The following is a 15469-nucleotide window of genomic DNA, read 5'->3' as shown; positions in this document are numbered from 1 at the left end:
TTACTACCTTTCATTAACAAAAACACAACACAAACCCAGAAACAGTCGCTGCAAAAACTTAGCACGGTTTTCCGTTTTATGCTATACAAGACTAACGCAAAATCTTTGTTGGTTACTTCTGCTATAGTTAGCTGGGTGCTACTGCTAGGGAGTGTACTGTTGATGGCTGAGAGTGCGCGACAATCTTCGGGCACTATGCTGATGGCGTTGCCGTACATCAACAACCTGCTCATCATCATTTTCATCCTTTCTGTTTTTGTATTCCAGCGTATCCACGCCAACAACCTGAAAGGGATCGACTTCAGTAGTTACCTCTGGAACCTGTTCTCTAAAGCTGCCGTGGCGGCTTACCTGAGCATCGCCCTATATTTTGCCTACAAACTGGCTACTGATTCCATGGGTGTACAGTCTACCTTGCTGTTGCACCTGGTGTACCAGATAAACTTCGGGTTGCTGGTATACTTTCTGGCGAAGGCGTTTTACATCTGGCGGCAACTGCTACTGTACCATAAAAACCGCTTTCTGCAGGTAGCCTGGGACTGGTTTGAGCTGCTTTTATTCAGTACGCTTACCCTTACGCTGCTTAACTTTAACTATACCAACTATATTTTTCTGCCGCTTTTTGTGCTGCTGGGTCTGTATGTCCTGTTCCTGTGCACAAACTTAAAGTGGGTAGCCTATTTGTCTTTCAGCAAAAAGAGCCGGTCGCTGGTGTTACTGGGCGCCATATTGGTCAGCTGCTATATCTTTACCAAGTTCTTCCAGGAGTTTGCTGATACAGCTGAGCTTGTTATTGACTATTCGGATGTGGGTTTCCTGCTGCTGGCAATGGGGTTTGTTGGGCTTTACACGCTGGCAGCTTTCCTGGTATCGTTATTCAGCCTGCCTACTTCCAGTGTGTTTGAGCAAAAAAGCGAAGACCTCCTTAACTTTCAGCGCCTGAGCCAGTCTATTCAGCAAGGGCAGAGCGAAGCGCAGGTATTTGACCTGTTGTTTGAAAGCACCATTAAAGCTTCGGATGCAAGTGCGGGCTGGTTGGAGCAGATACGGGGCAACAACACCCACATCTCACACCTGCTCAACATTAACAACGAACAGATCGAGCGCATCCGGCACCTGCTCATGGCCTACAACATCCAGCATATTGATTATATCAACAATAACCTGGACCGCAACTCTGGATTCCGCGACCTGGCTCTGCCCTGGCGCTCGCTTATTATACTCCCTATTAAATCCAAGAAACACGTTTTTGGAACGTTGTACCTGCTCCGCGATATTGAACAGGGTTTTGATCGGGAAACGACTAACGTACTGCGCACTTTTACCAGCCAGACCATTCTAACTATAGAAAACCTGCGCCTGGTAGCTGAATCGCTGCAGAACGAACGTTATAAGGAGGAGCTGAAGATTGCGACTCAGGTGCAGGAAAGCCTGGTGCCTAAAACTTTCCCAAGCGACAGCTGGTTTGAGATCTCTACCCATTCCAAAGCAGCTAAAGAAGTAGGCGGCGATTTTTACGACTTCCTGCAGCTGAGCGAGTCACGCATTGCCATCATCATCGGCGATGTTTCAGGTAAAGGTATTTCAGCCGCATTCCACATGGCGCAGATGAAAGGAATTTTTCATGGGCTGATGCAGCAGGATATGCCACCGAGCGAGTTTATGAAACAGGCTAACAGTGCGCTTAGCCGCTGCCTCGAGAAAACTTCTTTCATAACTTCATCGCTATATATAATTGATTATCGTATGAAAGGCTTTATGTTCGCACGCGCCGGGCATTGCCATACGCTGTACTATAATGCGATGATGGATGATGTGTTCTATTTCCAGACAGATGGTCTGGGACTTGGTATCGTTCGCGACAAAAACTATAACAACCACGTACGGGAGATGTATTACGACTATAACCCGAACGACGTAATGGTGGTCTATACCGACGGAATTGTAGAAGCACGTAACCCTGATGAAACAGAAGAGTATGGTGAAGACAGGCTGAAATATATGCTGGAACAAACATATCATCTGGAAGCCGAAGACATTAAGTGTGCCATTATAAACGACCTGGAAGACTTTACAGGCCCTGACAACCTCTATGATGACCAGACGTTGCTTGTTATTAAGTTCAAACCCACTCAACCAAACATATAACTAAACCGTAAAGTAGCCGATGAAAATAACACAAGACATTAAAGATTCTACCATCATCATGACCCTGGATGGTGAACTCGACGCAAGCTCATCTGTAATACTGGACGAAGAGCTATCAGCCCCTGAGATCATGAAGTATAGCAAAATACTTGTTGACTGCAGGAACCTTAACTATATTTCTTCTGCCGGTCTGGGCGTGTTTATTTCGCACCTGCAGCGCTTCGAGGATGCTCAGATAAAGCTCATCTTCTTTAACATGCAGGACAAAGTACGCAACGTTTTCGAAATACTTGGCCTGGACCTCCTGATGACCATCGTAACAAATTACGAGGAAGCCATTACCATTGCTGATGAATAATCACATACGGGTAAACTGTACTAAAAAGAACCTTAAGCAAATACGGGGCTTCGTTATGCAATATCTGGAGCAGCTTTCGCTCTCTGATGTGCTGATGAACCAGATTGTATTGGCCGTGGATGAGATATGCGCTAATCTCATTATACACGCCAACCACGAAGACCCGACCAAATTTATTGACCTTACCATTACCTCGCCTAAAAATGCTGTTCAGTTTGAGATTAAAGACAATGGCCTTGCCTTTAAGAGTACTGATTACAAAGACCCCGATATAACGGAGCATATCCGTATCGGGAAGAAAGGCGGCGTTGGTATTGCGCTCGTAAAACGTATCATGGATAAAGTAGAGTTTACCACCCAGAACGGTTCTAATGCCTGCCTGCTCTACAAAAAAATCAAATAGCAAGGCAACACACACTTTTAGCGCACTTTTTCCGTTATCCGGAACAAAAACCCATACAGTAGGATTATAGTGATGTTTTTTGACTATCTGTCAGAAAATTTGACTAAAATTGCATAATCTGATCCTTATCAGCGAAACGAGTTTTGTTTAATCTACCTATGCGCAGCAACCACTTACTTGTTGCGGTAGCCGCCCTGGCGCTGGCCGGATGCTCGGCATCCAAAAACAATAACAGCAAAGAGCCCGCTATCGCCACACTTGGCAACCAGCCTATCTCTACTTCTGAGTTTAAATATGTGTATGAAAAAAATAACGGGGGCAATGAAGATGCCTATTCCCGTGAGAATATTGCGGATTACCTGCAGTTGTACACCAACTTTAAGCTTAAAGTAATGGAAGCTGAAAGCCGTGGACTGGACACTACCACCGCTTTTAAACGTGAGTTGGAAGGCTACAAAGATCAACTGGCCCTGCCCTACCTGACTGAAAACAGCGTTACAGACCAGTTAGTAAGGGAAGCTTATGAGCGCCTGAAGCAGGAAGTGAACGCCTCGCATATCCTGATCACGATTGCTCCGGATGCAGCTCCGCAGGACACACTGGCGGCCTATAACCGTGTAATGGAGTTGCGCAAACGTGCCGAAGCCGGTGAAGACTTCGCCAAACTTGCCCGTGAATTTTCGCAAGACCCTTCTGCAGCCGATAATGGCGGTAACTTAGGCTATTTTACAGCCATGCAGATGGTGTATCCGTTTGAGAATGCAGCTTACAAAACTACACCAGGACAACTGTCGATGCCGGTGCGTACCCGCTTTGGTTACCACCTGATAAAGGTACACGATAAGCGTATGGCCCGTGGCGAAGTGCAGGTTGCTCATATTATGGTGCGTGCCACCCCGGATATGCCAAAAGCCGACTCCATTGCTGCCAAACAGCGCGTGGATGCTATTTACAGACGTGTACAGCGCAACGAAGACTGGAATAAACTTGCTGCCGAATTTTCGGAAGACGATAATACTGCCAGATCAGGTGGCGAACTGCCGTGGTTTGGTACCGGCCGCATGATCCCAAGCTTTGAGGAAGCTGCTTTTAACCTGCAGAAAGAGGGCGAAGTGGCAAAACCGGTACTTACGCCATATGGCTGGCACATTATAAAACTGATCGGTAAACGTGGCCTGCCTCCTTACGAAGACCTGGAGCAAAACCTGCGTAACAAAGTAGCCAAAGACTCCCGCTCTGAGCTAAACAAGTCTGTGTTCCTGAAGCGCATTCGCCAAGAGAATAATTTCACGGAAGTACCTGCCGCCAAAACCACAGCATTCAGCAAAGCAACAGACGACCTTATGCAGGGTACCTGGAAATATGATGAAAATGACAAAGCGCTGAAGACAACACTGTTTACCATACAGGGCAAACCATACACTATAGCCGATTTCTATAGTTTCGCAAAGGAAAACCAGCGACCACGCACCGGTGGTAACGCCGAACATGCCATTACAGTGCTTTATGACAACTTTGTAAACAAAAGCCTGCTGGAGTTCGAGCGCGCAAACCTGGAAAATAAGCACCTTGATTACCGTATGCTGGTACGCGAGTATCATGATGGCATTCTGTTGTTCCAGTTGATGGATGAGAAAGTATGGTCTAAGGCTGTAGAAGATACAGTTGGCCTGAAAGCTTATTTTGAAGCCAACAAAGAAAAATACAAGTGGGGCGAACGTGTTGATGCTATAGTTATCAGTGCAGCTAACAAAGAACTACTAAAAGCTGCACAAGAGCAGTTACGCAAACGTCGTTACCCTGTAACAACTGCCAGAATACCAGATGTGCTGTTTGAGAATGGCAAAGCCACGCTAACCAGAGATGGTATGGCCCAGCTAAATGAACTCGCAGAACTCCTAACAGAGTTTACGAACGCCAGCCTGGATGTAAACGGCCACGCGGATGCCCGCGAAGATGCAGCAGCTAAAGATCTTGCTCAGAAAAGAGCTCAGGCAGTAGCAGCATACCTGCAGGAAAAAGGCGTACCGGCAGCACAGCTAACTATAAATACCCTGGGCAAATCAAAACAGGCTGGCCCTGATAATACCGAAACCGGTCGCCGACGCAATCGCAGAGCATCTTTCACGTTATACTCTTCAGAACTGAGCACGCTGGCAGATAACCTGAACACTGGCAACCCGCTGGGTGTGCAGATTGCTGAGAAGAAGTTTCAGAAAGGTGAGAACAAAGCGGTAGATGCTGTGAAGTGGGAAAAAGGCACGCATACAACACAACTGAACGGCCGTGAATACCTGGTTATCATCAACGATGTGCTGGCTCCGGGTTATAAGCAGCTAAACGAAGTGCGCGGCATTGCGATATCAGACTACCAGAATTACCTGGAAGAGCAATGGGTGAAAGAGCTTCGCGAGAAATATCCTGTAAGTATAAATACATCAGAAGTTGAAAAACTTCTAAAATAAAATGCCTGGCAAAAAAGCTGCACTTTTAAGGTGGAGCTTTTTTTGCTAAGAATTTCTTTGGAGATTGCAGCTTACAAGCTTACCGGCAGCCTGCTGGTGCTCCCAACAAAAAAGCAAGTATAGCGCTGATTTATAGCGCAATAACAAAATTATGCACAACCAACCTATACAACCAAACCGTTTCATTTACGTGGCGGCAGCCATTATACTTAGTATAGTGTCGGCCTTCCAGGCGCAGGCACAAGCTCCTGTAAATCGTCTGGTAGATGGTATCATCGCTAAAGTAGATAACCAGATCGTGCTCCGGTCAGACCTTGAATTCAGCTACCTGCAGTACCTGGCCCAGACCAAACAGCAGCCGAGCGAAGACCTGAAGTGCGAAATATTCAAATCGCTGGTGCAGGACAAACTATTGCTTGCCCGTGCTGAAATTGACTCTGTTACGGTTGAAGACGACCGCATTACAGGTGAACTGAACCGCCGTGTGGATTACCTGTCGGCGCAGGTAGGTGGCGTTGAGCGACTGGAGCAATACTATAACAAAAGCATCCGTCAGCTGAAAGAAGAACTTCGCAAAACGATTAAAGACCAGTTGGTGATGCAGAAGATGCAGGAGCAGATTTCCGGTAAAGTGCGTGTTACACCAAAAGAAGTAGCAGCCTATTTTAGCCGTATTCCGCAGGATAGCTTGCCTTACTTCTCAAGCGAAGTAGAGCTTGCCCAGATCGTGAACTATGCCGAAGTAAGCAAGCAACAGAAACAGGAAGCCCGCCAGCAACTGGAAGATATACGTAAGCGCATACTTGCCGGTGAAGATTTTGCAACGCTGGCAAAACAATATTCTCAGGACGTAGCATCGGCTGCGGCAGGTGGTGAGCTGGGCTTCTTTAAAAGAAAAGAACTGGTACCTGAATACGAAGCAGCTGCTATGCGACTGGAGCCAGGTGGCATTTCCAATGTGGTAGAGTCGCAGTTCGGTTTCCACCTGATTCAGCTGATCGAGCGTAAAGGCCAGGAATACAACTCGCGCCACATCCTGATTAAGCCTGCTACTGCTACTGTTAATATTCAGGAAGCTATAGCTGAGTTGGACAGCGTACGAAACCTTATTGTTAATGACAGTATTTCGTTCGCCAAAGCTGCCAAAGATTTTTCAGACGACTTTAATACCAAAGATAACGGAGGCTCTATCAGCAGCCGCGCCGGTACTACCTATATCCCGATGGACCAGGTTGATCCTTCTATCTTCTTCGTGATCGATACCATGGAGGTAGGCGAGATTTCTAAACCGATTCAGTACCGTACTGAAGATGGCCGTGAAGCAGTGCGCATCGTGAAGCTTATCAGCAAGTCTACACCACACCAGGCTAACCTGAAGGACGATTATCCGAAAATTGCGGCAGCCGCACTCAACGATAAGAAGAGCAGAGCCGTAGACGAGTGGTTCAGGAAGAACATCGATACAGTTTACATCGAGATAGATCCCGAATACCAGGATTGTAAAGCACTACAACTCACGCAATAAAACCATATGGTACAACAGTACACCTCTGACAAAGAAGCAGCCGACGCGCTACACCACGCCTACCGCAACCTGACGAGCGAGATCTCAAAAGTGATTGTGGGGCAGGACGAAGTGGTAAGATTAGTACTAACGGCGGTTTTTTGTCAGGGGCACTGTTTGCTGGTGGGCGTACCCGGACTTGCCAAAACCCTCCTTATCCAAACTATAGCCTCTGCGCTTGATATGTCGTTCAGCAGGGTGCAGTTCACTCCGGATCTGATGCCATCGGATATAGTGGGTGCCGAAACGCTGGACAAGGACCGTAACTTCAAATTTATTACAGGGCCGGTATTTGCCAACATTGTGCTGGCCGATGAGATTAACCGTACGCCGCCAAAGACGCAGGCCGCCCTGCTTGAGGCTATGCAGGAGCACGCCGTAACGGTAGCCGGCAAACGCTATAAACTACCGGAGCCTTTCTTTGTACTGGCCACCCAAAACCCGATAGAACAGGAAGGAACCTATCCTCTGCCCGAAGCCCAGCTCGACCGCTTCATGTTTAACATTACCTTAGGCTACCCAAGCTACGAAGCTGAGTTGCAGATTGTAAAAAATACCACCGGCGCTTTTACCCAACAACTCAACAAACTCCTGCACGCCGACGATATACTGGCTTTTCAGCAACTGGTGCGCCGTGTGCCGGTAGTTGATAATGTAGTGGAATATGCCGTGCAACTGGTGCACAAAACGCGTCCTGGCTCGCCTATGGCTTCCAGAGAAGCAGATAAGTACCTCGAGTGGGGAGCTGGTCCGCGTGCCTCACAGCATCTTATAGTTGGGGCCAAGTGCAACGCCATCCTGAATGGTAAATACAGCCCTGATATTGAAGACGTACAGGCTGTTGCCTTACCAATCCTGCGTCACCGTATTGTGCGCAACTTCAAAGCCGAAGCCGAAGGCATTACAGAAGAAAAGATCATCAAAGAGCTGCTTTAAATTGTTTAATTGCTGTATTGTTAACTTGTTGAATGGGCACCTTATTGGACTCCAAACCATAGTTCATTTTGCTATAGTTATTCGCTGACCTGCCAATCCTGAATCAGCCAAATAACAATTAAACCATTTAACAATTTAGCCATTCGACAAATTCGTGTAATTTTGCGGCAGACTTACACTTACTTATCATATACCTATGGAGGCGGCTGCTTTATACTTTCGCTTTAAAGAAAACCTGGCAACTATAGTTAACGCGCTTAACAGCAGGCTTGAAGTGCGTACAATGCCTTACAATACATCTATTCCGTTGGAAATAGACCTGATGAGCGACATCCTGCGTATTTACGGGGTTAACTTTACTTCGCCAACTACAGGCGCTGCCCGTATCTTCGATTTTGAGCAGTGGTACCTGCAAAACGAAGAAGCTGTGAACGATGTAATGCACCGCGTGCTGGAAGATAAAAAAGCCTACATGAAAACAGCTACCGGGGTAATACTGCAGAAAGAAATGCTGTACAGAAGGCTGGAGTTCTTTAAAGAAACAGCACACACCCTGGAGGTAATGATGGTGCAGCAAAACCTGGGCAGCCCGAAGCAGCACAACTACCCTTTCCTGAATCAATAGCTCAAACTATAGTTTAAAATATAAAAGGCCGGTAATGCTATAGTTACCGGCCTTTGTTTTATAGTTCGTCTATAGTTTACTTCCGGATAGAAGTGTGGCCTTCTTTGGAGTGCTCCAGATCCAGTTCTCCTTGCGGCTCCTTCTTCATCTCCGAATCAGCCTGGCTGCCTACTCCCCCTTTAGCTATAGTTATGCCTCCATCCACCATATACAAAGCTCCGGTAACATAACTGGCCTCATCTGATGCCAGGAACAGGTATACATTGGCAACTTCTTCGGGCGTACCACGTCTTCCCATTGGTGTAGCATCTTTCATCATCTTCACCATTTTGCTATCCATCGGTCCAGTGCTTTCGTGAGTCCAGGCGGTATCTATAGGCCCGGGGCCAACTATATTACAACGTACGCCAAACTGCGCCTGCTCCACAGCAAGCCCTTTCATAAAAGCATGAATAAAAGCTTTGGTGCCACCATACGGCGTGTTCTGGGCTATACCTAAAACACCTGCTTCAGATCCTGCCGAAACAATATTACCCTTCGTTTTATGTAGCTCAGGAAGCGCGGCCTTGCTCATTACAAAAGCAGATCTTACGTTGTTCTTGATCATGTAATCAAAAGCTTCCTCGGAGTAGTCCTGCAGCATATTCACCTCCGGAAAAACACCGGCATTGTTGATCAGGATATCCAGCTTGCCATACTGGCTCACGGCAGTTTCGACGCAGCGCCTGGCGTTAGCTTCAGTAGATAGATCGGCTGTAAAAGGAAGTGCAGTGCCCCCTTCCTGCTGTATTTCTTTCGCCACGTCCTCAACAGGGTCTTCCGGAAATCCTGCTACTACTACGCTGGCCCCCTCGCGGGCAAATTTCTTGCAGATGGCCTCCCCTATACCGGTGCCGCCACCTGTTACAATTGCAACTTTACCTTTAAGTCTGTCTCCCATAGTTTTATAGTTTAGATAATAGAACATGCTATGTAATAACGTTCTGGCTAAAGTCTTGTTTGTATTTATACTTCCGGAAATACCATACTAATTCGGTCGTAAAGCGTAAGAAGAAACACATTACATTATCATTACTAGTAATCGCATACATGAGCTCACTATATAGTATTTTGCCAGACTCCCTGGCCGAAAGACTGGAAACAAACAAACTGATACTTCGCCCATACCAGGAAGGAGATGAAGGAGACTTTATGCGCGTATTGCAGGAGAACTCCGATGCATTGAACCCAGCATTCAGCGGCCGGTTAGCAAGAATAAAGGCGCTGGAAGATGTTCGTCTGCAAATGCAGCAACTCCGAACCGACTGGGATAACCGCAAAACATTCGACTTTGGTGTGTGGACCAAAGCAGATAACAGCTATGTCGGCGATATTGCCCTACAGAACTTGGATCATAAAATACCCAAAGCAGAGATTGGCTTATATTTTTCAGGCTGGCCCAAAACCCGTGCGTTAGTGCAGGAAGCTTTGCATTGCATTCTGGAGTTTGCTTTTGACACCCTGCAGCTAAATAAAGTGTACATCCGGTGCACGGCAAGGAATAAATTTTATGGAGAACTTGCCGAAGAAAACGGTTTTAAAGAAGAAGGCACGTTAAGGAGCGACTTCAGGGGAACAGACTCTAATGAACTACACGATCTGACTTATTTTGGTATGACGCGTCCGGATTATGAGGAGCAACGGCGGCAGCATGAATCTGAAAACCCTGTTACATTGGCCTGACAAATGGTTAGTTTCAGAAAGGAGTTATTAGTTAAGCTGATCGCCAGATTAATCCTAATATTTTTAGCACATCAACTTCTTTACATTATTTTTTATCGGCTTTAACCGCAACACCTATAGTTTGATAAGCAACTATAGTTCAAAGAAGTAAGACAAGATAACCGTTGAAAACAACCTGAAAAAATGCGCGCAGAATGGCACAAAACAGGTGCAGCAGATGTTAAGGATAGACAACAGTAATCAGCTAAAATAATTAGCAAAATATAGGTCAACTTTTTTGCATATTGGATCTGAATGTTGTAATTTCACAAACAAATTAAGCTAAATAAGAAAGAACACATGAGTGTAAGCAACGAAAAACTTAAAGCCCTGCAGCTAACCATCGACAAGCTCGACAAGACTTACGGTAAAGGCACTGTAATGAAGCTTAGCGACAACAAAGTAGAAGACATTCCTGCTATCTCTACAGGGTCTCTTGGGTTGGACATAGCTTTGGGTATTGGCGGTTTGCCACGTGGCCGTGTTATTGAGATCTACGGTCCTGAATCTTCTGGTAAAACCACGCTTACTATGCACGCTATTGCCGAAGCTCAGAAAGCTGGTGGACTGGCAGCATTTATTGACGCAGAGCACGCTTTTGATAAAGTATATGCCGAAAAACTAGGTATCGATACAGAGAACTTACTTATCTCTCAGCCGGATAACGGTGAGCAGGCACTTGAGATCGCTGACCACCTGATCCGTTCAGGCGCTATCGATATCATCGTAATTGACTCGGTTGCCGCCCTTGTACCAAAAGGCGAACTGGAAGGCGACATGGGTGACAGCAAAATGGGTCTGCAGGCACGTTTAATGTCTCAGGCACTTCGTAAATTAACAGGTACGATCAACAAAACAGGCTGCTGCTGTATCTTCATCAACCAGCTTCGTGAGAAAATTGGTGTGATGTTCGGTAACCCTGAGACAACAACCGGTGGTAACGCCCTTAAATTCTACGCTTCGGTACGTCTGGATATCCGTCGTATTGGCCAGATTAAGGAAGGTGCTGATAACATTACCGGTAACCGTACCCGCGTGAAGGTTGTGAAAAACAAAGTAGCGCCTCCGTTCAAAGTTGTTGAATTCGATATTATGTATGGCGAGGGTATCTCTAAAGTTGGTGAGATCCTTGACCTAGGTGTAGAACTGAACATCGTACAGAAATCAGGTTCTTGGTTCTCTTACGATGGCAACAAGCTTGGCCAGGGCCGCGATGGCGTGAAGCAGATCCTGCTTGATAACCCGGAACTGATGGATGAGATCGAGCAAAAGATCAGAGCTATAGTTAAAGGTGAACCTGAGAAAGTAGCTGAAGTAATGGAAGATAAATCAGGAGATACTGGTGAGTGAACACTATTTCCTGAACTAAAATGACAAAAAAGGTGCTATAGGTATAGCACCTTTTTTATTTATACTAACAGTAGAAATTTATGCATGTAGTAATAACTTGTATTATATTGTATAGTATAAACTCTTGAAGGACAGCAGCAATAAAAGCCTTGTATCCTGACAAAGCGCTAAATGAAACCAGTTGGTATGATAGTTGAATGAAAGACTATTGATGCAGACCCTTATGAAGATAAAAATGAAGAAGATTGTCCCAGCTTTTCTCCTTTTAATGATCGTACTCTCTGCCTTTGCTATGAAGGACAGATTAAGAACGGTACGGAACGAAAGTTTTTCAACAGGCGAAGTTCTGAAGTATAAGGTGCACTATGGCCTGATAACCGCTGCAGAAGCAACTATAGATGTATCAGATCAGCTGCATACAGTAAACGGACGCCCAACGTACAAGGCAACCGTGTATGGCAGAACTTCAAACTCTTTCGACCTTTTTATAAAAGTGCGTGATACCTGGCAATCGTATATAGATACAGCTGCATTGGTACCACAACGCTTCCACAGAAACATTGAAGAGGGCAGTTACCGCAAGAAAGAGACTGTAGACTTTAACCACTACACCAACACGGCTGCCGTAAAGAAAAAGCGCAAGAAAGAACCTGAAAAACACAGCACGCATAAAATATCTGATGATGTGCAGGATATTGTGAGCGGTTTCTACTACCTGCGTACCCTCGACTTTGATAATATGCGCAAAGGTGAAAAATTCACTATTAAAGGATTCTTTGATGAAGAAAACTTTGACATGGAGGTTATTTATAAAGGGCGCGAAACAGTAAATACGAAGGCTGGTAAATTTAAGGCTATTAAGCTGGTGCCAAAGATGCCGAAAAACGATTTGTTTAAAGGCGAAGATGCCATTACAGTGTACCTCTCTAATGACAATAACAAGATCCCGGTATTAATAGAAGCCCGCATGTTTGTAGGAGCTATTAAAGTAGATCTTTATGAATATAATGGGCTGAAGCATAAATTAGTAGCTCTTAAATAAACAAACTCTAAAGCCAGCCTAAAGCTGGCTTTTTTGCTTTTAAGGCATATCCATGGTGTTAAGAAAATATTAACATTCACCTGTAACAGAACAGTTTGTGTAAATCATAGTTAACTTTACAAGCATAGCGCGCAAATGAGGCAGGCTATACTTTTAAAGTTATCTGTCAACCCAAAGCAAACAATCGTGCAAACCGGATCAAACTATAGGATATTGATAGTAGACGATGAGCCCAACATTGTAGAACTACTGCACTATAACCTGACACGTGAAGGCTACGAAGTAGCTGAAGCAAACAATGGTCAGAAGGCAATAGAAACTGCTCAAACCTTTAAGCCAGACGTGATACTGATGGATGTGATGATGCCGGTACTGGATGGCATTGCTGCATGCCGCCAGCTGCGAGAAATGCCTGAATTCAGACAAACACACATTATTTTCCTAACTGCTCGATCAGAAGAATTTTCGGAAGTAGCTGCTTTTGATGCCGGCGCCGACGACTTTATAACCAAACCCATTAAACCACGCGCTCTATTAAGCCGCCTGGCAGCCCTAGCGCGCCGCGAGGCCCAGCAGGAAGAGCAGGAACAGGTAATTAATATAGCTGGCCTTAGAATAGACCGTACAAGCTTTGCCGTATACAAAGGCGATAAAAAAATCACGCTACCGAAAAAAGAATTTGAACTGCTAGCCTTTCTAGCCGCTACACCCAATAAAGTATTTACCCGCGATGAGCTCCTGAACAGCATTTGGGGAAGCGATGTGTATGTGATACCGAGAACAGTAGACGTACACATCCGGAAAGTGCGTGAGAAGGTTGGCGAAGACCATATCCGGACAATTAAAGGTGTGGGTTACAAGTTTAACACCGACTAAGCCACATGAATCTAAATTCGCGTTCGCTTGCTATAGTTATTTCGCTGGCAGTAGCCCTTGTGCTTACTGCCTTTCTTGCATTAGCTACTTACTTTTCTTCTGAAGGATTGAAAGTAGCATTGGTAGCGGTATTCCTAAGCTGTTTCCTGTTGATCTATTTCTCATATGAAGCCCTGGTATTGCGCGAGATAAAAAACGTGTACTCTACCCTGGAGCGCCTGAAACGACAGGATAACAAGAAAGCAGAAGGCCGGTCTTTCTTTACCAGCGACCCTTTGCTAAAGATCAAGAACGAGATTTACGAAATAGCTGCCAAAAAACAGCTGGAGATCGACGAACTGAAGCGCCTGCAGGCTATGCGCAGTGAATTTCTGGCAGATGTATCGCATGAGCTTAAAACACCGGTATTTGCTGCACAAGGTTTTATTCACACTTTACTGGATGGCGCCGTGGATGACCCGACAGTGCGGGACAAGTTTCTGCAGAAAGCAGCTAACAGCCTGGATGGACTGGACACGCTGGTGCAGGACCTGATCAGCATATCGCAGCTAGAGAAAGGTGTTATAGAACTACGTAAGCATAACTTTGATGCAGTGCCAGTAGTACGCGAAGTGTTTGAGCAATTTGAACTACGCGCGGCGTCACGTGACATTAAACTCCACCTGGATGTACAGCCAGGAGAAGAGATAAATCTTTTTGCCGACGCTACCCGCATCCGGCAAGTGTTCATTAACCTGATTGATAATGCCATTAAGTATGGTCGCGACGGCGGAAATATCTGGGTGTCGTTTAACGAGGGCCGTAAGAAATATACTGTTACCGTGAAAGACGATGGCATGGGCATAGCAGAAGAACACATTAACCGTGTATTCGAACGCTTCTACCGCATCGATAAAAGCCGCGCACGCTCCGAAGGTGGATCTGGCCTTGGTCTTTCTATCTCAAAGCATATCGTGGAAGCGCACCGTTCGTTTATAGCCATTACCAGCACGGTGGGCAAAGGCTCCACGCTCCGTTTTAAGCTTCCAAAAGCCAAGTAGTTGCTGGTTGTTAATTGTTGGTTGTTATTTTATGAACTCAACAAACTATAGCTGCATAGATTTACTGCCAGACCAAACGCAACAATTTAGCAATTCAACAATCCAACAATCAAAATCCGTATCTTTGCAGGATGCACGGCAGTAAAGTATAGCTGTGCCTAACAACCATAGATACACATGAAGTACCCGGTTTTTAAAGACCTGATCATATTCGAGAACGAAGACTATATTATAGTTAACAAACCCCCGTTTCTGGCCACACTGGAGGACAGGACTCCAAACGCAACAAACCTGCTGAAGATTGCGCGCCAGTATAACCCGGATCTGCAGGCCTGCCACCGCCTGGACAAGGATACCTCCGGCTGCCTGGTGTTTGCGAAGAACCCGGCCGCTTACCGTAACCTGGCCATGCAGTTCGAGCACAGGGAAGTGTACAAGGTATATCATGCTGTAGCCTGGGGGAATCATAAGTTCGAGGATCAGCTTGTAAACAAAGCAATACTCACCAATGCCAAGGGAGTAGCCAAGCTTTCATCACAAGGTAAACCAGCAGAAACGTACTTTACCACACTAGAAAACTATAGCCGCCATACGCTGGTGGAGTGTATGCCTGTAACCGGCCGTCTGCACCAGATACGCGTACACCTGGCATCGCTCAAGGCACCTATAGTTGGCGACGAACTATACGGTGGCGAACAGTTGTACCTGAGCAGCCTGAAGCGTGGCTTTAACCTGAAAAAACTTACCGAAGAACAGCCTCTTATCAAGCGCTTTGCATTGCACTCGCATACTATAGGGTTCAGGCTGCCAAACGAGGAACTGATAAAAGTAGAAGCCCCTTACCCGAAAGATTTTGCTGTATTAATAAAGCAGCTCCGGGCTTACTAGGGAAAGATTATAA

Annotated in this window: 14 protein-coding genes; 13 read left to right on the top strand and 1 reads right to left on the bottom strand. The window is 45.8% G+C overall.

Translation table 11 applies throughout. From position 1 onward, the window contains the following. The first annotated feature begins 78 nt into the window (after window positions 1-78). The 7 genes from GXP69_RS17540 to GXP69_RS17510 all read left to right on the top strand — a co-directional run bounded on the left by GXP69_RS17540 (window position 79) and on the right by GXP69_RS17510 (window position 8499). A complete protein-coding gene (locus tag GXP69_RS17540) occupies window positions 79-2148 on the top strand; it encodes a GAF domain-containing SpoIIE family protein phosphatase (RefSeq protein WP_163916708.1) in 2070 nt (689 codons plus the stop codon). 19 nt (window positions 2149-2167) lie between these two features. Continuing rightward, window positions 2168-2506: an STAS domain-containing protein gene (locus GXP69_RS17535; protein ID WP_163916707.1), complete on the top strand. Its 339-nt coding sequence runs from the start codon at window positions 2168-2170 to the stop codon at window positions 2504-2506. Beyond that, window positions 2499-2909 (top strand): ATP-binding protein, encoded by a 411-nt coding sequence (locus GXP69_RS17530; protein WP_163916706.1) that lies wholly within the window; start codon window positions 2499-2501, stop codon window positions 2907-2909. The genes GXP69_RS17535 and GXP69_RS17530 overlap by 8 nt, the downstream gene beginning before the upstream one ends. Before the next feature lie 158 nt (window positions 2910-3067). Continuing rightward, on the top strand, window positions 3068-5374 hold the full coding sequence (locus GXP69_RS17525; protein WP_163916705.1) for a peptidylprolyl isomerase: 2307 nt from the start codon (window positions 3068-3070) through the stop codon (window positions 5372-5374). Between the two features lie 151 nt (window positions 5375-5525). Next, window positions 5526-6899, top strand: a complete 1374-nt coding sequence (locus GXP69_RS17520) for a peptidylprolyl isomerase (protein ID WP_163916704.1) — start codon at window positions 5526-5528, stop codon at window positions 6897-6899. A gap of 6 nt (window positions 6900-6905) precedes the next feature. Further along, complete coding sequence (locus GXP69_RS17515; protein WP_163916703.1) at window positions 6906-7874, top strand: AAA family ATPase; 969 nt, start codon at window positions 6906-6908, stop codon at window positions 7872-7874. A gap of 196 nt (window positions 7875-8070) precedes the next feature. After that, window positions 8071-8499 (top strand): hypothetical protein, encoded by a 429-nt coding sequence (locus GXP69_RS17510; RefSeq protein WP_163916702.1) that lies wholly within the window; start codon window positions 8071-8073, stop codon window positions 8497-8499. Window positions 8500-8575: 76 nt separating this feature from the next. On the opposite strand, the gene GXP69_RS17505 is transcribed toward GXP69_RS17510, so the two are convergent. Continuing rightward, the gene (locus GXP69_RS17505) at window positions 8576-9439 is read right to left on the bottom strand and encodes an SDR family NAD(P)-dependent oxidoreductase (RefSeq protein WP_163916701.1); all 864 of its coding nucleotides are present in this window, start codon (window positions 9437-9439) and stop codon (window positions 8576-8578) included. A gap of 149 nt (window positions 9440-9588) precedes the next feature. Between GXP69_RS17505 and GXP69_RS17500 the strand changes: the two genes are divergently transcribed. From GXP69_RS17500 to GXP69_RS17475, 6 genes are all read left to right on the top strand, one after another. Further along, a complete protein-coding gene (locus GXP69_RS17500) occupies window positions 9589-10221 on the top strand; it encodes a GNAT family N-acetyltransferase (RefSeq protein WP_163916700.1) in 633 nt (210 codons plus the stop codon). 339 nt (window positions 10222-10560) lie between these two features. Further along, window positions 10561-11610: a recombinase RecA gene (gene recA, locus GXP69_RS17495; RefSeq protein WP_163916699.1), complete on the top strand. Its 1050-nt coding sequence runs from the start codon at window positions 10561-10563 to the stop codon at window positions 11608-11610. A gap of 235 nt (window positions 11611-11845) precedes the next feature. Next, entirely contained in the window at window positions 11846-12652 is an 807-nt protein-coding gene (locus GXP69_RS17490; RefSeq protein ID WP_163916698.1) for a DUF3108 domain-containing protein, read from the top strand. Between the two features lie 186 nt (window positions 12653-12838). Further along, complete coding sequence (locus GXP69_RS17485; protein ID WP_394367368.1) at window positions 12839-13528, top strand: response regulator; 690 nt, start codon at window positions 12839-12841, stop codon at window positions 13526-13528. 5 nt (window positions 13529-13533) lie between these two features. Beyond that, window positions 13534-14568: a sensor histidine kinase gene (locus GXP69_RS17480; RefSeq protein ID WP_163916696.1), complete on the top strand. Its 1035-nt coding sequence runs from the start codon at window positions 13534-13536 to the stop codon at window positions 14566-14568. Window positions 14569-14745: 177 nt separating this feature from the next. After that, window positions 14746-15456, top strand: coding sequence for an RluA family pseudouridine synthase (locus GXP69_RS17475; protein WP_163916695.1), 711 nt, complete (start codon window positions 14746-14748; stop codon window positions 15454-15456). Window positions 15457-15469 lie beyond the last annotated feature (13 nt).

Source organism: Pontibacter burrus (assembly GCF_010686685.1).
GTDB lineage: Bacteria > Bacteroidota > Bacteroidia > Cytophagales > Hymenobacteraceae > Pontibacter > Pontibacter burrus.
The sequence above is the reverse complement of the archived record's forward strand: the minus strand, read 5'-3'. Positions and strand labels throughout refer to the sequence as shown.